This is a genomic window from Pseudomonas sp. BMS12, from assembly GCF_001592875.1.
Classification (GTDB): domain Bacteria; phylum Pseudomonadota; class Gammaproteobacteria; order Pseudomonadales; family Pseudomonadaceae; genus Aquipseudomonas.
Genome location: NZ_LSOF01000012.1, coordinates 126,751 through 144,538, shown reverse-complemented (window position 1 = coordinate 144,538; position 17,788 = coordinate 126,751). Strand labels below are relative to the sequence as shown.

20 protein-coding genes are annotated in these 17,788 nt (G+C 64.6%); 5 read left to right on the top strand and 15 right to left on the bottom strand.

The window, feature by feature from the left end:
- Window positions 1–86 precede the first annotated feature (86 nt).
- The gene (locus AYB31_RS11980) at window positions 87–512 is read left to right on the top strand and encodes a VOC family protein (protein WP_068828909.1); all 426 of its coding nucleotides are present in this window, start codon (window positions 87–89) and stop codon (window positions 510–512) included.
- A 4-nt stretch (window positions 513–516) separates the two neighbouring features.
- Here AYB31_RS11980 and AYB31_RS11975 read toward each other — a convergent pair whose 3' ends face one another.
- Genes AYB31_RS11975 through AYB31_RS11955 form a run of 5 tightly spaced genes read right to left on the bottom strand, consistent with a single transcriptional unit; the run spans window position 517 to window position 4,535 of the window.
- Window positions 517–1,152, bottom strand: coding sequence for an SCO family protein (locus tag AYB31_RS11975; RefSeq protein ID WP_068828907.1), 636 nt, complete (start codon window positions 1,150–1,152; stop codon window positions 517–519).
- Between the two features lie 55 nt (window positions 1,153–1,207).
- Entirely contained in the window at window positions 1,208–2,107 is a 900-nt protein-coding gene (cyoE, locus tag AYB31_RS11970) for a heme o synthase (RefSeq protein WP_068828906.1), read from the bottom strand.
- A gap of 14 nt (window positions 2,108–2,121) precedes the next feature.
- A complete protein-coding gene (locus AYB31_RS11965) occupies window positions 2,122–3,180 on the bottom strand; it encodes a COX15/CtaA family protein (protein WP_068828904.1) in 1,059 nt (352 codons plus the stop codon).
- Window positions 3,181–3,219: 39 nt separating this feature from the next.
- The gene (locus AYB31_RS11960; protein WP_068828903.1) at window positions 3,220–3,810 is read right to left on the bottom strand and encodes a hypothetical protein; all 591 of its coding nucleotides are present in this window, start codon (window positions 3,808–3,810) and stop codon (window positions 3,220–3,222) included.
- Window positions 3,807–4,535, bottom strand: coding sequence for an SURF1 family protein (locus tag AYB31_RS11955; protein ID WP_068828901.1), 729 nt, complete (start codon window positions 4,533–4,535; stop codon window positions 3,807–3,809). The genes AYB31_RS11960 and AYB31_RS11955 overlap by 4 nt, the downstream gene beginning before the upstream one ends.
- 77 nt (window positions 4,536–4,612) lie before the next feature.
- Between AYB31_RS11955 and AYB31_RS11950 the strand changes: the two genes are divergently transcribed.
- On the top strand, window positions 4,613–4,816 hold the full coding sequence (locus AYB31_RS11950; RefSeq protein WP_068828900.1) for a twin transmembrane helix small protein: 204 nt from the start codon (window positions 4,613–4,615) through the stop codon (window positions 4,814–4,816).
- A gap of 6 nt (window positions 4,817–4,822) precedes the next feature.
- Here AYB31_RS11950 and AYB31_RS11945 read toward each other — a convergent pair whose 3' ends face one another.
- Genes AYB31_RS11945 through coxB form a run of 4 tightly spaced genes read right to left on the bottom strand, consistent with a single transcriptional unit; the run spans window position 4,823 to window position 9,018 of the window.
- Window positions 4,823–5,710 (bottom strand): cytochrome c oxidase subunit 3, encoded by an 888-nt coding sequence (locus tag AYB31_RS11945; RefSeq protein ID WP_068828898.1) that lies wholly within the window; start codon window positions 5,708–5,710, stop codon window positions 4,823–4,825.
- 12 nt (window positions 5,711–5,722) lie between these two features.
- Window positions 5,723–6,289 carry a cytochrome c oxidase assembly protein gene (locus tag AYB31_RS11940; RefSeq protein ID WP_068828896.1) on the bottom strand — a complete coding sequence of 189 codons (567 nt, stop codon included), beginning with the start codon at window positions 6,287–6,289 and terminating at the stop codon, window positions 5,723–5,725.
- A 10-nt stretch (window positions 6,290–6,299) separates the two neighbouring features.
- Window positions 6,300–7,889, bottom strand: a complete 1,590-nt coding sequence (gene ctaD / locus AYB31_RS11935; protein WP_068828894.1) for a cytochrome c oxidase subunit I — start codon at window positions 7,887–7,889, stop codon at window positions 6,300–6,302.
- A 1-nt stretch (window position 7,890) separates the two neighbouring features.
- Entirely contained in the window at window positions 7,891–9,018 is a 1,128-nt protein-coding gene (gene coxB, locus AYB31_RS11930) for a cytochrome c oxidase subunit II (RefSeq protein WP_068828892.1), read from the bottom strand.
- Window positions 9,019–9,389: 371 nt separating this feature from the next.
- On the opposite strand from coxB, the gene AYB31_RS11925 reads away from it, so the two are divergent.
- A complete protein-coding gene (locus AYB31_RS11925) occupies window positions 9,390–10,031 on the top strand; it encodes a hypothetical protein (protein WP_068828890.1) in 642 nt (213 codons plus the stop codon).
- 46 nt (window positions 10,032–10,077) lie between these two features.
- On the opposite strand, the gene AYB31_RS11920 is transcribed toward AYB31_RS11925, so the two are convergent.
- The 5 genes from AYB31_RS11920 to AYB31_RS11900 all read right to left on the bottom strand — a co-directional run bounded on the left by AYB31_RS11920 (window position 10,078) and on the right by AYB31_RS11900 (window position 16,222).
- On the bottom strand, window positions 10,078–10,803 hold the full coding sequence (locus tag AYB31_RS11920) for a carbonic anhydrase (RefSeq protein WP_068828888.1): 726 nt from the start codon (window positions 10,801–10,803) through the stop codon (window positions 10,078–10,080).
- Between the two features lie 94 nt (window positions 10,804–10,897).
- On the bottom strand, window positions 10,898–11,956 hold the full coding sequence (locus AYB31_RS11915) for a PA0069 family radical SAM protein (protein ID WP_068828886.1): 1,059 nt from the start codon (window positions 11,954–11,956) through the stop codon (window positions 10,898–10,900).
- A gap of 117 nt (window positions 11,957–12,073) precedes the next feature.
- Window positions 12,074–12,334 (bottom strand): YheV family putative zinc ribbon protein, encoded by a 261-nt coding sequence (locus AYB31_RS11910; protein WP_068828884.1) that lies wholly within the window; start codon window positions 12,332–12,334, stop codon window positions 12,074–12,076.
- Entirely contained in the window at window positions 12,331–14,379 is a 2,049-nt protein-coding gene (prlC, locus tag AYB31_RS11905; RefSeq protein WP_068828882.1) for an oligopeptidase A, read from the bottom strand. Before prlC ends, AYB31_RS11910 begins: the two co-directional genes overlap by 4 nt.
- 127 nt (window positions 14,380–14,506) lie before the next feature.
- A complete protein-coding gene (locus AYB31_RS11900; protein ID WP_082805283.1) occupies window positions 14,507–16,222 on the bottom strand; it encodes a diguanylate cyclase in 1,716 nt (571 codons plus the stop codon).
- A 125-nt stretch (window positions 16,223–16,347) separates the two neighbouring features.
- Here AYB31_RS11900 and AYB31_RS11895 point away from each other — a divergent pair, with 125 nt between their 5' ends.
- Together AYB31_RS11895 and AYB31_RS11890 are read left to right on the top strand one after the other, a co-directional pair.
- Window positions 16,348–16,893 (top strand): gamma carbonic anhydrase family protein, encoded by a 546-nt coding sequence (locus AYB31_RS11895; RefSeq protein ID WP_068828879.1) that lies wholly within the window; start codon window positions 16,348–16,350, stop codon window positions 16,891–16,893.
- A gap of 5 nt (window positions 16,894–16,898) precedes the next feature.
- Window positions 16,899–17,543, top strand: a complete 645-nt coding sequence (locus tag AYB31_RS11890; protein WP_068828878.1) for an HAD family hydrolase — start codon at window positions 16,899–16,901, stop codon at window positions 17,541–17,543.
- On the opposite strand, the gene AYB31_RS11885 is transcribed toward AYB31_RS11890, so the two are convergent.
- Window positions 17,540–17,770, bottom strand: coding sequence for a DUF1161 domain-containing protein (locus tag AYB31_RS11885; protein ID WP_236715545.1), 231 nt, complete (start codon window positions 17,768–17,770; stop codon window positions 17,540–17,542). The two genes, AYB31_RS11890 and AYB31_RS11885, sit on opposite strands and share 4 nt — an antisense overlap.
- Window positions 17,771–17,788 lie beyond the last annotated feature (18 nt).

The window sequence follows — 17,788 nt, the reverse complement described above, 5'->3', positions numbered from 1 at the left end:
TCCTTTGAGCTCGAAAGCAAGGATATTCGCTTTTAATGGATTTTATTGAAGCTAAGGTGAGCAAAACCTTGCCGAGGACTCCCCCCATGACGCTTGCTCCCTTTCACCTGGCCATTCCCGTCTACGACCTGGCCGCCGCTCGGCACTTCTACGGCGAGCGCTTCGGCTGCGCCGAGGGGCGCAGCAGCGAGCACTGGGTCGATTTCGACTTCTTCGGCCACCAGTTGGTGATTCACGAGGCGCCGAAGATGGCGCACCAGGAAGCCGCGCACAGCAACCCGGTGGACGGCCACGACGTGCCGGTGCCGCACTTCGGCGTGGTGCTCGGCTGGGACGACTGGGAAGCGCTGGCCGCGCGCCTGCGGGCAGCTGATACGGCCTTCGTGATCGAGCCCTATGTGCGCTTCCAGGGCCAGGTCGGCGAGCAGGCCACCATGTTCCTGCTCGACCCCTGCGGCAACGCCCTGGAGTTCAAGGCGTTCAAGGACATCGGCCAGCTGTTCGCCAAGTAGCGGCTCAGTTCAGCTGCAGCAGGCTCGGCAGCTGGGCGGCCAGCTTGTCGTTGTTCAGCGGCGCACGAATGAAGCCGCGCTGGGTGCCATCCGGGCCGATGATCACCAGGTTGCCGCTGTGGTCGACGGTGTAGTTTTCCTTGCTGGTGTCGGCCGGAATGAAGGGGATGCTCACCGCGCTAGCCAGTTTCTGGATGTCGGCCTGGGCGCCGGTCAGCCCCTGAAAGCCGGTGTCGAAGTAGGCCAGGTACTTCTTCAATTGCTCCGGCGTGTCGCGATGCGGATCGACCGTCACCAGCACCACCCGCAGCTTGCCCTTGGCTTCGGCCGGCAGCATGCCCTGCAGCTGGCGCAGCTGGGCCAGGGTCGCCGGGCAGATGTCCGGGCAGAAGGTATAGCCGAAGAACAGCAGGCTCCACTTGTCCTTGAGGTTATCCACCACCACTGCCTGGCCGTCCTGATTGGTCAGCGACAGCTCGGGCAGGTTGCGACTCTGCGGCAGCAGGACGATGCCGGCATCGAGCATGGCCACCTTGTCGGTGCCATCGCCATGGCTGTTGAGCACCTTGTTGACGGTGAGGCCCATGACCAGGGCGACCAGGGCGACGAGAACGAAGACGGTTTTCTGGGTACGGCTCATGGAGTCTCTCTTCGGGGCGACGGGCACTGGCGCCCGTCGCTGTGGGCAGGGCTGCTTAAAGGTTGAGCAGCAGGTAGTGATCCGCCAGCAGGGCGATGAACAGCAGGAACAGGTACCAGATACTGTACTTGAAGGTGTTGATCGCGGCGTGCGGCCGGCTGTCACGGTACAGCACCCAGGCCCAGAACATGAAGCGCCCGCCCAACGCCAGCGCCGCCGCGAGATAGAGCGGCCCGCTCATGTGGATGGCATAGGGCAGCAGGGTCACGGCCAGCATCACGGCGGTGTACAGCAGGATGTGCACCTTGGTGTAGTGCTCACCGTGGGTCACCGGCAACATGGGGATATCGGCCTTGGCGTATTCCTCCTTGCGGTGGATGGCCAGGGCCCAGAAGTGTGGCGGCGTCCAGGCGAAGATGATCAGCACCAGCAGCAACGGCTCCGCGCTGATATGCCCGGTCACCGCAACCCAGCCGAGCAGCGGCGGAGCCGCGCCGGCCAGGCCGCCAATGACGATGTTCTGCGGCGTGGCGCGCTTGAGAAATCCGGTGTAGAGCACCGCGTAACCGAGCAGCGAAGCCAGGGTCAGCCAGGCCGCCAGCTCGTTGGTGAAGGCCAGCAGCAGCGCCATGCCCGCGACCGCGAGCAGCAGGGCAAAACCCAGCGCTGCCGGTACGGACAGCCGCCCGGCCGTGACCGGACGCTTGTGGGTGCGCGCCATGATCGAGTCGATGCGCCGGTCGACCACATGGTTGACCGCCGCTGCCGCGCCGGCGCACAGGCCGATGCCGAGGTTGCCGAAGAGCAGCACGCTCCAGGGCACGCCGGCACGCGTGGCGAGGAACATGCCAACCAGCGAGGTGATCAGCATCAATAGCACCACCCGTGGCTTGGTCAGCTCCAGGTAGTCGCGCCAGCTGGCGGCATCGGAGTGGGCTCGCAGCGCAGTAGCCATGGCGTATCTCCTTCTTATTTGCCCAGCGGGACGAGGCGGGCGTCGGCCAGATCGGCTTGCTCCCGGTTGGTCGCCGCCAGGGGAACCGCCCGCAGACGGTAGTTGATCAGTACCAGCGCCAGCAGCAGGGCGGCACCACCAGCGTTGTGCGCCACCGCCACGGCCAACGGCAGGTGCAGCAGCACATTGCTCACGCCCAGGCTGACCTGCACGGCCAGCGTCAGCAGCAGCAGGCCGGCCAGGCGGCCGAGGCCGGCGACGCGCAAGCGCCAGGCCAGCAGCAACAGCACCAGGCTGAGCAGCACGGCCCCGAGGCGATGGGTCATATGGATAGCGGTGCGCGCATCGCTGTCGAGCTGCCCGCCAAGGTAGTTGGGGCCGATATGCTGGCTAAGGTGGAAGCCGTTGGCGAAGTCCATCGCCGGCCACCACTCGCCATGGCAGGTGGGCAGATCGACGCAGGCCACCGCCGCATAGTTGGAGCTGACCCAGCCGCCCAAGGCGATCTGGCAGATCACCAGGAGCAGCGCCAGGCCGGCCAGCAAACGCAGGCGCACGGGCAGTCTCGGCAAGGCGGGCAAACTGCCGGACAGGCGCAGGCTGAGCAGGAACAGCAGCGCCAGGGTGGTGAAGCCGCCGAGCAGGTGGGCGGTGACCACCTGCGGCCAGAGCTTGAGGGTCACCGTCCACATGCCGAAGGCGGCCTGGGCGATAACCACGCCGAGCAACAGCAACGGCAGCTTCAGCGGCTGGCCCGGCGCGCTGCGACGGCGCAGGGCCTGCACGGCCAAGCCGAGTATCAGCAGCCCCAGGGTGCCGGCGAAATAGCGATGGACCATCTCGTTCCAGCCCTTCTCCACTTCCACCGGTGCCTCGGGGAAGCGCACCTCAGCCAGGGTCTGCTTGTGCTCGCTCATCGGCACGCCGATAAAGCCGTAGCAGCCCGGCCAGTCCGGGCAGCCGAGGCCGGCGTGGGTCAGGCGGGTATAGGCGCCGAGCAATACGACGAAAACCGCCAGAACGGTGGCGAGCAGCGCCAGACGAAAGCCGGGCAGGGTCTTGCGTTCACTCATCCTGGGCCTCTCTTGTTGTTGTGCGGGCCGTCATAGGGTCTAGCCGATCTGCGACAGCTTCAGCAGCAGGCGCAGGTCGTTGAGTATGTCCTTGCCCGTGGTCTTGCTGTCGTAACGCAGCACCAGGTTGCCGTGGGGGTCGACTATCCACAGCTGGGCCTCCGGTGTATCCGGCATGGCCTTCTGGTAAACCACGCTGTCCAGGCTGTAACGCCCGAGCTGCGGGTACTCGCGGCGCAGCTGCTCGTCATAGGCGGCATCCAGCGGTCGGGCGATGACCAGGCCATGGCTGGCGCGTGCCGCCTCGCGGTTGAGGCCGATATGGATCTGCCGGGCGGCATAGACCAGTTCGCGGCAGTCCTCGGCGCAGTCGCCGGGTGCAGTGACCAGCAGTTGCCAACGTTCCTGTGCCGCGCCCTGCACGCCGATATCGGCCAGCTGGGTGCCATTGCCGATCAGGGTGCCGTGGTAATTGCGCCCATCCGGTACCCAGAAACGCCATTGGTACATGAAGGTAGCGAGGATCATCGGGCCGACGGCCACCAGCAACAGCAGGATCAGCTGCAGACGGCCGCGCTTGCGCGGGGTCGGTACATCGTCGGGCAGGCTGGTATTCAAGGTCGTGCTCATTGTGGCTCTCCTGCATGCGCGGGTTGCTGCCGGGCGTTTTGCCAGCCGAAATAGAAGTAGAGGCAGAGCAGGGCCGCCGCCAGGGCGAACCACTGCACGGCATAGCCGGTATGTTTTTCCGGGCCCATAGCCACCAGCGGCCACTGAGCCTGGTAAGCGGCGGGACCGGGTTCGAGGCGCACCTCGTAGGCCAGGCCACCCCGGCCGAGCTGTTGCCACAGGCGCTCCGGGTCTACCGCGGTAATCAGCCTCGGCCAGGCTCCGCCCGCGGGGTCGGCCTGTAACTGGAAGGTACTGCCGAGCGGCACATAGACCCGCGCCAACAGCTCCTGCGGCTGCTCGGGCGTGCTGAACTGCGGCGCCTGGCGCCGATCCGGCCAGGGCAACCAGCCGCGATTGACCAGCAGCCAGAGGCCGCTGGGCTGATCATAGAAAGGCTGCAGCAACTCGACGCCGACCTGGCCATCACGCATGCGGTTATCCAGCAACAGGCTGTGCCCGGCGTCGAACTGGCCCTGCAGACGAATACGCAGATGCGCCAGGTCGGCGCGCCGCTCCAGGTCGGTCACGGCGACGGGCTCGGCCGTGCGCCGCGCCTCGAACTCGGCAAGCAGGCTGCGCTTCTCCTCGGCCCGCGCCAGCTGCCAGAAACCCAGGGCCAACAGTGCCGGTAGCAGCAGAGCCACCACCAGGCTGGGTAACAGGCCCGGGCGAAAGCCGCTCATGACCTTCCCCCGAAGACCCGAGCAGGGCTAGCTATACTGAAGCTGCACACCATCTTCCCCATCCCCCGGAGTCACGCATGCTCAAGGCCGCGATCATCCTCCTGCTGCTGGCCACACTGGTCAGCCTGTTCAGCGGCCTGTTCTTCCTGGTCAAGGACGAAGGCCGCGGCTCGCGAGTGGTCAATTCGCTGAGCGTGCGCGTCACGCTGACCGCCATGACCGTGGCGTTGATCGCCTGGGGCTTCTACAGCGGCCAGCTGGTCAGTCATGTCACCTGGTAGCTGCCCTCAAAGTACGTAGACGAAGATAAACAGCCCCAGCCAGACCACGTCGACAAAGTGCCAGTACCAGCTGGCCGCCTCGAAGCCGAAGTGCTTTTCGCCGTCGAAATGGCCCTTGTGAATACGCACCAGCATCACCGTGAGAATCAGCGCGCCCATGGTCACGTGAGCACCGTGGAAGCCGGTGAGCATGAAGAAGGTGGCGCCATAGATGCCCGAGCCCAGGGTCAGGCCCAACTCGTGATAAGCCTCGATGTATTCGGTGACCTGGAAGCCCAGGAAGGTGATCCCGAGCAAGATGGTCAGCGCCAGCCACAGCTTGAGCGGGCCGCGCTTGTCCTTCTTCAACGCATGGTGAGCGAAAGTCACGGTGAAACTGGAGCTGACCAGCAGGATGGTATTGATCAGCGGCAGGTGCCAGGGATCGATCACCGCAGTGGGCGGTGGAAACAGTTTGGAGTCGGGGTTGTTGAGTGCCGGCCAGCTGTACTGGAAACCGTCCCAGAGCATGTTGGCCACGCCCTTGGCGCCTTCGCCGCCGAGCCAGGGCCCGGCGAAATGGCGGACATAGAACAGCGCACCAAAGAACGCGGCGAAGAACATCACCTCGGAGAAGATGAACCAGCTCATGCCCCAGCGGAACGAGCGATCCATCTGCGGGCTGTACAGGCCGCCGCGGCTCTCCCTGATCACATTGCCGAACCAGCCGAACAGCATGTAGGCGAGGATCAGGCCACCGACGAAGAAGATCAGCGGGCCGTTGGAGTCGGCACGCTCGGCCTTGAGGTCGTTGAACCAGGTGCCAACCCCGTAGACGCTGGTCAGCATGCCGATGGTGGCGATGATCGGCCATTTGCTCTGGGCGGGAACGTAGTAGTTCTCGTGACTCGACATTTATTGTTCTCCTTATGGAGCCGCCTGGGTAAGGGATACCTGCGCGACCGGTGGTTTGCGCGCAGTGATATCGAACAGGGTGTAGGCCAGGGTCAGGTGCTTCACATCCTTGGGTAAGTCTCTGTCGACGATGAAGCGCACCGGCATCTCGATGCGCTCGCCCGGCTGCAGCACCTGCTGGGTAAAGCAGAAGCATTCGGTCTTGTGGAAATAAGCCGCCGCTTTCGACGGGGAAATACTGGGAATCGCCTGAGCGGTCATCGGGTGGTCACTCGGGTTGTACGCGACGAACAACATCTCGTTTGTCGCCCCAGGGTGCACCACCAAATCATCCGCCTTGGGATGAAACTCCCAGACCATTTCGACCGAGTTGGTAGCAAGAAACTGCACGCGTACCTGGCGCTGCTCGTCAAGCGCCTGCTGCCCCTGATAAGCCGTGCCATCAGGTTTACCGTTGATGCCGAAGGCCTTGCACATCACGTCGTAGATCGGCACCAGGGCGAAACCGAAGGCGAACATGCAAGCCACCACCAGCAACAGGCGAGTGACCAGACGTCCGGTGCTCAGGCTATCGCTCATGGCCGCACTCCTACTTCACTTCCGGTGGCGTGCTGAAGGTGTGGTAGGGCGCCGGCGACGGCACCGTCCACTCCAGCCCTTCGGCGCCGTCCCAAGGCTTGTCCCCAGCCGGTTTGCCGCCGCGGATGCACTTGATGACGATGAACAGGAAGAGGAACTGGGTGGCGCCGAAGGTAAAGGCACCGATCGACGAGATCATGTTGAAGTCGGCGAACTGCAGGTTGTAGTCGGGAATCCGCCGCGGCATGCCGGCCAGGCCGATGAAGTGCATCGGGAAGAACGCCATGTTCATGCCGACGAAACTCATCCAGAAATGCAGCTTGCCAAGGGTCTCGTCGTACATGTGGCCGGTCCACTTGGGCAACCAGTAATAGGCCGAGGCGAAGATGCCGAAGATGGCGCCGGGCACCAGCACATAGTGGAAATGCGCCACCACGAAGTAGGTGTCGTGGTACTGGAAGTCCGCCGGGGCGATGGCCAGCATCAACCCGGAGAAGCCGCCAATGGTGAACAGGATGACGAAGGCCACCGAGAACAGCATCGGGGTCTCGAACGTCATCGCCCCCTGCCACATGGTGCTCACCCAGTTGAACACTTTCACCCCGGTGGGCACGGCGATCAGCATGGTGGCGTACATGAAGAACAGCTCACCGGTCAGCGGAATGCCGACGGTGAACATGTGGTGCGCCCAGACGATGAACGAAAGGAAGGCGATCGAGGCCGTGGCGTAGACCATCGAGGTGTAACCGAACAGCGGCTTGCGCGCAAAGGCCGGGATGATCGAGCTGACGGCGCCGAACGCCGGCAGGATCATGATGTACACCTCGGGGTGACCGAAGAACCAGAACACGTGCTGGAACAGCACCGGATCACCGCCGCCGGCGGCGTTGAAGAAGCTGGTGCCGAAATGCACATCCATCAGCATCATGGTCACGCAACCGGCCAGCACCGGCATCACCGCAATCAGCAGGAAGGCGGTAATCAGCCAGGTCCAGACGAACAGCGGCATCTTCATCAGGGTCATGCCCGGAGCACGCAGGTTGAGGATGGTGGCGATCACGTTGATCGCGCCCATGATCGAGCTGATACCCATCAGGTGGATGGCGAAGATGAAGTAGGTGACCGACTCCGGCGCGTAGGTGGTCGATAACGGCGCGTAGAAGGTCCAGCCGAAATTCGGCCCACCGCCCTCGGTAAACAGGGTGCTGACCAGCAGACCGAAGGCCGCCGGGAGCAGCCAGAAGCTGAAGTTGTTCATCCTCGGCAGCGCCATGTCCGGCGCGCCGACCATCAGCGGAATCATCCAGTTGGCCAGGCCGACGAACGCCGGCATCACCGCGCCGAACACCATGATCAGGCCATGCATGGTGGTCATCTGGTTGAAGAACTCGGGCTGCACGATTTGCAGGCCCGGCTGGAACAGCTCGGCGCGGATCACCATGGCCATGGAGCCGCCGAGCAGAAACATACAGAAGCTGAACCACAGATACATCGTGCCGATGTCCTTGTGGTTGGTGGTCAGCACCCAGCGCATCAGGCCCTTGGCCGGGCCGTGGTGATGGTCATGTCCGGCATGACCGTGGTCGATCACTGCACTCATGTCATTTCTCCTCGGCCTGCTTGAGCTCCAGCACTTCTTTCGGGGTCACCATGTCACCCATGGCGTTGCCCCAGGCATTGCGCTCGTAGGTAATGACGGCGGCGATATCCACTTCCGACAGCTGCTTGCCGAAAGCGGCCATCGCCGTGCCCGGCTTACCGAAGAACACGGTGTGCAGGTGATCTTCCTTGGGACCGGTGGCGACCTTCGAGCCTTTCAGCGCAGGGAACATCGGCGGCAACCCTTGGCCTTCCGGCTGGTGACAGGAAGCGCAGTTGGTGTGGTAGACCTTGTCGCCACGCTCGACCAGCTCTTCGAGCGTCCACTCCTTGCTGGTCAGCTCCTTGAGCTTGGCCGCCTCTTCCTTGCGCTGGGCCAGCCACTCGGAGAAGTCTTCCCTGCTCTTGGCCTCGACCACGATGGGCATGAAGCCGTGATCCTTGCCGCACAGCTCGGTGCACTGGCCACGGTAGATGCCGGGCTCCTCAATGCGCGTCCAGGACTCGTTGACGAAGCCGGGGATGGCATCCTTCTTCACCGCCAGGGCCGGTACCCACCAGGAGTGGATGACGTCGGCAGCGGTGATCAGGAAGCGCACCTTGGTACCCACCGGCACCACCAGAGGCTCGTCCACCTCCAGCAGGTAGTGCTCACCCTTGTCGTTCTGATTGTGGATCTGGCTGGAAGGTGTCGCCAGGTTGCTGAAGTACTCGACGTCCTGACCCAGATACTTGTAGTGCCACTTCCACTGGTAACCGGTGATCTGGATATCCAGCTCCGATTCGGAAGTGTCGTAGATGTCGATCAGGGTCTTGGTGGCGGGAATCGCCATCACCACCAGAATGACGAAGGGCACCACCGTCCAGAGAATCTCGACCGTGGTGCTCTCATGGAAGTGTGCAGGCTGCTGACCGGTGGAACGGCGGTGGATCAGCATCGACCAGAACATGGCACCGAACACCACCACGCCGATCACGACGCAGATCCAGAAGATGATCATGTGCAGGTCGAAAACGGTACGGCTGACCTCGGTGGCTCCGGGCGCCATGTTCACCGTCCAGGCGGCTTGTGCCGAGCTGAATGTCAGCCACAGCAGGAGGCCCATCCAGACTCGTGGATGTCGCATCATTGCGGGTTCCCCTCATTGTTCTTGTTATCCCGCCGGACAAGCCTGCGGCTCAGGGATCGACCTTGCCGATACTGCTGGCTACAACTGTCGAAACCTCTCCGTGCCGAAGCCCGTCCGGTTCCATCAGGTAACGCCTTGCGAGTTCGAGTATAGACAGGGGGGGCGACAGTACAACGCAGTCAGAAAAATAACGCCCCAATTCTGTTGAGCTTCCCAGGCCTTGATTGGCGCGGGGTGGGCCAGAAAATCGGCCTTCTTATATAGCTCGTCCGTATAAACATTAATTAAATATGACAATCCGATCTTAGTCCCAAGCCAGGGCCGACTAAGGTGAATTCTCGTTTGCCTCATGTCCTCATCCAGGAGCCGTCATGAACACCCCTGCATTGCGCCAACAGATTCAAATCGCTCTCGATCAGGAGGCCGCCACCGGCCAGCTCGCCCGGCAGCTGGATCAGCAACTGGGCAGCCTGCACCACAGCATTCAACTCCCCACGACAGATGCCAGTGGTGTGCTGCAACGGTTCGTCAGTGCCTATGTGGAACAGGTGCCGGACGTGCTTGATGCCGCCAACAGCGTGGCTCGCGAGGCGGGCATCGAGGCTCAGGTCAAGCCGGTACTGAAGCTGGCCGAACAGTTCTTCCTTAGCCCGCCGCAGATCATGGAAGGCCACCAGGGCCTGGACGCCCTGCTCGACGAAGCCTATCTGGCCCACCGCCTGGTCGAAGAAGTGAACGATCGCTACATCACCCATCTCGGCCAGCCGCTGATCCCTCTGGATACCACCGTGGCCAATGTAATCGCCCACCAACTGATCGGCGAACCCTTCGCCAACCAGCTGGACGAGGCCGTGCGCCACGCCCTGGAAGGCATGCTGGATGAGCAGGTATTCCAGCGGGACTCGGTGCAGGAGTACCGGGCCCGCCTGAACAGCCCGCAGACCCTGGCGGCCTGGCAGAACTGGCCCTGCCTGTCGCGCCAGCTGGGGGTTGAGCTGGGCCTGCCGGCCTGAGCGCGGGGGACAATGCAAAAGGCCCGCTACACGCGGGCCTTTTCGTTTACTGCGCCGGGTAGCGCGCCTTAGGTGTCGCCATCGGCACCACGTCTCCGTCCAGCGGCAGGAAGGTACCGCTCTCGGCGTCGTAGGCGCGAATGGCGCTGGTCTCGATGTCGTAGACCCAACCGTGGATGAACAGCTGGCCGCTGGCCACGCGCGCCGCCACCGAGGGGTGGGTGCACAGGTGGTTGAGCTGAGCCACCACGTTTTCCTCGGTGAGGACGCCCAGCCGGTCGTGGCCTTCGCAGCCGCAGTTTGCCTCGACCACCTTGAGCGCCACTTCGCTATGGCGCAGCCAGGCCTTGACCGTGGGCATGCTGTCCAGGGACTCGGGAGCCAGCACCGCCTTCATCGCGCCGCAGTCGGAGTGACCGCAGACGATGATGTGCTGCACGCCCAGGGCCAGCACCGCGTATTCGATGGCGGTGGAAACGCCGCCCATCATCTGCCCGTAAGCCGGCACCACGTTGCCGACGTTGCGGCTGACGAACAGGTCGCCGGGGGCGCTCTGGGTAATCAGCTCGGGGACGATGCGCGAATCGGCGCAGGTGATGAACATGGCGCGGGGGTTCTGTGCCGTGGCCAGCGCCTTGAACAGTTCTTCCTGCTGCGGGAAGACTTCATGGCGGAAGCGCTTGAAGCCGCCAACAATGGCGTTCAGCGCTTCATCGGCGCTTTCCGGCGCGGTACGCGCCTGCAGGGGAATGGCGTTGTGCTTGTAGGGCATTGCATATACCTCGTGCTGGAACTAACGCGCGGCTGCGTGGGTGACGATTATCGACCTGCCATGCGGACAGCCGCCAGCCTCGAAGAGTCACAAATTACAGCAAGGACAGCTGACCGCCGGGCGGCGCGAACTGGCGGCAGTCCAGCTCGAAGCCACGCCCGCGATTCAGACCCAGGCGACGGATCGCCAGAGCGAAACGCTGGGCCAGCAGCTCGGCAAAGGCCCCCTCGCCCCGGAAACGGGCGCCGAAACGGCTGTCGTACAGCTCGCCGCCGCGACTCTGGCGAATCAGGCTGAGCACATGCTCGGCGCGCTGCGGATGGTGAGCCTGCAGCCATTCCTCGAACAGCGGCGCCACCTCGCGCGGCAGGCGCAGCAGCATGTAGTTGGCCGACTGTGCGCCGGCCTCCTTGGCCGCCTGCAGCAGGGCCTCCAGCTCCATGTCGTTGATCATCGGAATCATCGGCGAACACAGCACCCCGACCGGCACCTTGTGCTGGCGTAGCACGCGAATGGCGCGCAAACGCGCGGAGGGCGCCGCTGCACGGGGTTCGAGGATGCGCTTGAGCTCATCGTCGAGGGTGGTGAGGCTGATGTACACCGACACCAGGCGCCGCTCGGCCAGCTCGGCGAGCAGGTCGAGATCGCGCAGGATCAGCGCGCCCTTGGTGACTATGGTTAGCGGGTGGCGATAGCGCAGCAGCACTTCCAGGCAGGCGCGCGTCAGGCGCTGCTCACGCTCGATGGGCTGGTAGGGGTCGGTGTTGGCGCCCAGGTTGATCGGCGCGGGCTCATAGCCGGGCTTGCTCAGCTGCTGTTCCAGCAGCGCCGGAGCGTTGCGCTTGGCGATCAGCTTGGTCTCGAAGTCGATACCCGGCGACAGGTCCCAGTAGGCATGGCTGGGCCGCGCATAGCAGTAGATGCAGCCATGCTCGCAGCCGCGATAGGGGTTGAGCGAGCGGTCGAAGGGCAAGTCCGGCGACTGGTTGCGGGTGATGATGGTCTTGGCCATCTCCACCCGCACCTCGGTGGCGCGGCTCGGCGGCACTTCCTGAAACCAGCCGTCGTCGCTGGCGATGATGCGCTGCGCGGCGAAGCGGTTGTGCGGGTTGCTGGCGGTGCCGCGACCACGCGGCGGCAGGGAAACGGGCATGGGGACTACTCACGAATACTGTATATATACACAGTATTCGCTTTATCCCCTTCTGGCCAGCGTGGCGACGACGATCGGTCGCCGCTGTAGCTGATCAGCCTGGCAAGGCCCGCCGGGTCATTTCTTCAGTTTGGGGTTGGGGAAGAACTGCACCGTCTGGCCCTTGGCCGCCGCCGGCTTGGCCTCGGCCTGGTTGACCCGCGTGCCGAGCTCCTTCGGCACCGACTGGCCCTGGGCGTTAAGGGTGTCGGCATAGCCGCAGGCCACGCACTCGCGGTTGGGCACGCCGTCGACGTTCCACATCTTGATGGTGTCCTGGGCGCTGCACGCCGGGCACACGGCGCCGGCGATGAAGCGCTTGGGCGTCACGTCACTCATGCCGCCTCCGCGCTCAGGCCGAGATGGCGCAGCAGGGCGTCGATGCTCGGTTCGCGGCCACGGAAGTCGACGAACAGCACCATCGGCTCCTGCGAGCCGCCACGGGCCAGCACCGCCTCGCGGAACGCGCGACCGGTCTCGGCGTTGAACACGCCCTCCTCCTCGAACTTGGAGAAGGCATCGGCCGACAGCACTTCAGCCCATTTGTAGCTGTAGTAACCGGCCGCGTAACCGCCGGCGAAGATGTGCGCGAAGCTGTTGGCGAAACGGTTGTAGGCCGGCGGACGCATGACCGAGACCTCGGCGCGGATGCCTTCGAGCACCTGCAGCACGCTGCGACCGTCGCCATGAGTGGCATGCAGCTCGAAGTCGAACAGGCTGAACTCCAGCTGGCGCACCATCATCAGGCCGGACTGGAAGTTCTTCGCCGCCAGCATCTTGTCGAGCATGGCCTGCGGCAGCGCCTCGCCGGTCTCGTAGTGGCCGGAGATCAGCGCCAGACCTTCCGGCTCCCAGCACCAGTTCTCCATGAACTGACTGGGCAGCTCCACCGCGTCCCAGGCTACGCCGTTGATGCCCGACGCGCCGGCATGCTCGACGCGGGTCAGCAGGTGGTGCAGGCCGTGGCCGAACTCGTGGAACAGTGTGGTGACTTCGTCGTGGGTCAGCAGCGCCGGCTTGCCGCCCACCGCCGGGGTGAAGTTGCACACCAGGTTGGCCACCGGGGCGATCAGCTGGCCAGCCGCATCGCGGCGCTTGTCGCGGGCACCGTCCATCCAGGCACCACCACGCTTGTTGGCGCGGGCGTAGAGGTCGAAGAAGAAGCGGCCGACGTGCTGGCCGTTCTCGCGAATCTCGAACAGGCGCACGTCCGGGTGCCAGCTGTCGAAGCCGGACAGCTCCTGGATCTGGATGCCGTAGAGCTTCTCGACGATGGCGAACAGGCCGGACAGCACCTTGTCGATCGGGAACCAGGCGCGCACCTGCTCCTGGGAGATGCTGTAGCGCTGCTCGCGCAGCTTCTCGCTGTAGTAGCCGACGTCCCAGCTCTGCAGGTCATCCAGGCCCTGCTCGGCGGCGAAGGCCTTGAGTTCGGCCAGGTCCTGGGCGGCGAACGGTTTGCTGCGCACGGCCAGGTCACGCAGGAAGTGCAGCACCTGCTCGGTGGATTCGGCCATCTTGCTGGCCAGCGACAGCTCGCTGTAGTTGGCGAAGCCGAGCAGCCTGGCCAGCTCCTGGCGCAGGTCGAGGATCTCGGCCATCACCGGCGTGTTGTCGTTCTGCCCGGCGTTCGGCCCCTGGTCGGAGGCGCGGGTGCAGTAGGCGGCATACACCTCTTCGCGCAGGGCGCGGTCGTCGGCGTAGGTCATCACCGCGAAGTAGCTGGGGAATTCCAGGCTGATCAGCCAGCCATCCAGGCCCTTGGCCTCTGCAGCCTGGGCCATCTGTGCCTTGGCCGAGTCGGTCAGGCCGGCCAGGGCCGCTTCGTCGCTGACGTGCTTGGTCCAGGCCTGGGTGGCGTCGAGCAGCTGGTTGGAGAATTTGCTGGTGAGCTCGGAGAGCTTCATCTGGATCTCGCCGTAACGCTTCTGCTGCTCGGCCGGCAGGTCGATGCCGCTCAGACGGAAGTCGCGCAGGGCATGCTCGAGGATGGTCTTCTGCGCCACGTCGAAGCCGGCGGCCTCGGGGCTGGCGGCCAGCGCCTCGTAGGCCTGGAACAGCGGCTTGTTCTGGCCCATTTCGGTCCAGAACTCCGACAGCTTGGGCAGGCAGGCCTCGTAGGCGGCGCGCAGCTCGGCGTTGTTGCACACCGCGTTGAGGTGGCTGACCGGGCTCCAGGCGCGGCCCAGGCGGGCGTTCAGCTCGTCCAGCGCCAGCACCAGGCCGTTCCAGCTCGGCGTGTTGCGCTGTTGCTCCAGCAGGGCGGCGATGGTTGCACGGCTGTCGGCGAGGATCTGGTCGACGGCCGGCTCGACGTGCTCGGGCTTGATCAGGGAGTACGGCGGCAGGTCGAAGTCTTGCAGCAGGGGATTGTTCGCGGTCACGGGCGGCACCTTGGCGTCACGGAATGCCGGCCATAGTAATACATGCGCTGCGCCCTGCCGCAGCAAAGCTGTCTATCGCGTCGATCAGTCGGGCCGCGGTCGGTTAGGCCGCTACGCCGAATGCTCCTCAGTCCGCCGCCTGCCAGTGCATCACCCGGTCGCGCCCGCCGCTCTTGGCCGCGTACAGCGCGCTGTCGGCGGCGGCGAACAGCTGCTCGGGGGAGTCGAACCGACCTTCGTCCAGGCTGGCGATGCCGATACTCAGGGTCAGCGGCGCATCACTGCGACTGGCCCGCCGCAGTTCGCGGCGCAGACGCTCGGCGAGTACCTCGGCGGCCTCTCCCCTGGCATCCGGCATGATCACGGCGAACTCTTCGCCGCCGTAGCGGCAGGCGGTATAGGGCCGGCGCACCTCGAGTTGCAGCAGCCGCGCCACCTCCTGCAGCACGCGGTCGCCGGCCTGGTGACCGAACTCGTCGTTGAAACGCTTGAAGTGGTCGATATCCAGCAACAGCAGGCTCAGCGGCTGACCATGTTCGCGGTACTGCTGGCAATGCTCGCGCATGCGCTCGTCGAACTGGCGGCGGTTGGCCAGCCCGGTGAGCGCGTCGCGATAGCTGTCGTGGTGCAGGTCACGCACGCGCGCACCGAGCGCCAGGGACAACAGCAGCATCTCGATCAGCGAGCCGAGCTGGAAGGCGTTCTGCGTCATCCAGTTGTGCGGCAGCCAGCCGAAGGTCTTCAGCATGTAGACGGTGACGCCCACCAGCAGAGCCGTCCAGGCCAGCAGGTAGTAGCGCGCCGGCCGGCTGCCGGCGACGAAGGCGGCGATACCCAGCAGCAGCAACTGCAGGGTGACCACCAGGGTGAGATAGGAGTAGGGCTGGATCAGCTGGGCATAACTGAACAACGGGATGGCCAGCAGCAGCAGCAGACACAGTGCCTGCAGGGCACGACCGAGCAGGTCCAGGCGCGGCGCCAGGCGGCGGGTCGCGAGAATGGTGCGGGTGAACTTCAGCCCACCGAACAGCGACAGACCGAGCAGCAGCAATAGGCTGTCGTTGGCCAGAGCCGGATTGTGCGGCCAGAGAAACTGGTAGGTCAGACCGTTATGCACCGCCATGTACAGGCCATAACAGCTGACATACAGCAGGTAGAACAGGAAGGCGCGGTCGCGCACGGCGAGGAACATGAACAGGTTGTACAGCACCAGCGCCAGGAAGCCGCCGTAGTAGCAGCCATAGGCCAGCTGCTCCAGGCTGATACGCTCGATGAGCGCCTGCGGCGAATAGAGGCTGAGGGCGATATTGACCGGCCCGCCGGAGGCGTAGCGCAGGTAGTAGGTACGCTGGCTGTGCGCCGGCAGATCGACGACGAAGATGAAGTCACGGTGCTGCACCTCGCGGCTGGCGAACGGCGTGCGATCGCCGGTACGGCGTACCTGCCAGGCGCCCTGCGCGTCCGGGGCCCAGAACTCCAGCCAGTCGATCAGCGGATAGTCCTGGCGCAGCAGCACTTCCTGATGGCGGTCGTAAGGGTTGTCCAGCGTCAGGCGCACCCACCAGGCCGACGAGCTGAAGCCGAAATTAGCCGAATTGGCCATATTGGGCTGGAAGGTCATGCCCTGCACCTGCTCCAGCGTCAGGCTGCCCTGCGGGTCTTCCAGCAACTGCAGGTGGGCGGACAGATTGCCACCGTCGAGGATCGCCCCCTCCAGCACCAGCGGTTCAGCGCGGGCCATGCCGGCCAACAGACCCAGTACGATCAACCACCACGGCAAGCTCAGGCCGGGCTTCAACAGGCGATACATCAGCAACCCTCCCGCCTGGTTGGCGGTTGTCATTATCACTCCGGCGAACTGCTGCGGAGCGTGAGCGGATTCTGCCAGTCGAAATGGCGCTGTGCCATCATCGGGCGGCGGACGGTGGCGGTTACAATTCCGAGCCTAGTCAATCGAGGAGAGTCGCGGTGAGCATTCGCACCTATCAACAGATCACCCCGCAACTGGGCCCGCGCGCCTTCGTCGACGCCAGCGCCGTGGTGATCGGCGACGTAGTGCTGGGCGAGGACGCCTCGGTGTGGCCGATGGCCGTGGTGCGCGGCGACATGCACCGCATCCGCATCGGCGCGCGCAGCAGCGTGCAGGACGGCAGCGTGCTGCACATCACCCACGCCGGGCCCTTCAACCCGGACGGCTACCCGCTGCTGATCGGCGACGAAGTGACCATCGGCCACAACGTCACCCTGCACGGCTGCACCCTGGGCAACCGCATCCTGGTCGGCATGGGCAGCATCGTGATGGACGGCGCCGTGGTGGAAGACGAGGTGGTGATCGGCGCTGGCTCCCTGGTGCCGCCGGGCAAGGTGCTGCAGAGCGGCTACCTGTACGTCGGCAGCCCGGTGAAGCAGGCCCGCGCCCTGACCGACAAGGAACGTGCCTTCTTCAGCTACAGCGCAGCCAACTACGTGAAACTGAAAGACCTGCACCTGGCCGAAGGCTACGACGGCGAGTAAACGACATGCACTACGGCACCCTGCTCTTCGACCTCGACGGCACCCTGACCGACCCGCGCGAGGGCATCACCCGCTCGGTGCAGCATGCGCTGGCCCAGCTGGATATCCACGAACCCGACCTGGCGGCGCTGGAGCACTTCATCGGCCCGCCGCTGCTGCAGTGCTTCATGCAGACCTACCAGCTCAGCGAAGAACAAGGCTGGCAGGCCGTGAACCACTACCGCGAGCGTTTCAAGGTCACCGGCCTGTACGAGAACCACGCGTTCGACGGCATTGACGCCCTGCTTGCTCGCCTGGTCGACCAGGGTCGCACCCTGTACATCGCTACCAGCAAGCCGACCGTGTTCGCCCGCGAGATTGCCCGCCACTTCGGCTTCGACCGGCACTTCAAGGTGATCTACGGCAGCGAACTGGACGGCACGCGCACCGACAAGGTCGAGCTGATCGCCCACCTGCTGCAGGAAGAAGACCTGGACCCGGCGGACTGCCTGATGATCGGCGACCGCAAGCACGACCTGATCGGCGCCCACCGCAACGGCCTGCACGCAGCCGGCGTGGGCTACGGCTTCGGCAGCCGCGAAGAGCTGCTGGGCGAGGCACCGGCCTACTACTTCGCCAGCCTGGCGGAACTGGCCCAGGCCTTCGGCTAGTCGTTGCGCTGGTAGATGATCTTCTTGCTGCCACCGTCGCAGCTGCCGACCACCATGCCGGGGTCTTCGACCTCGGCGTTCGGCACGATCTCCAGGGTGTAGCTGGCGACGCCGGCGGCCTGGATCTTCACCTCGATCTCCTGCTTCAACTCCTCACAGGGCTTGGGCGCGGCCATGGCCAGGCCACTCGACAGGCTGGCCAGCAGCAGGGTTATCCACAGTTTCATCATTCACCTCCAGATTCC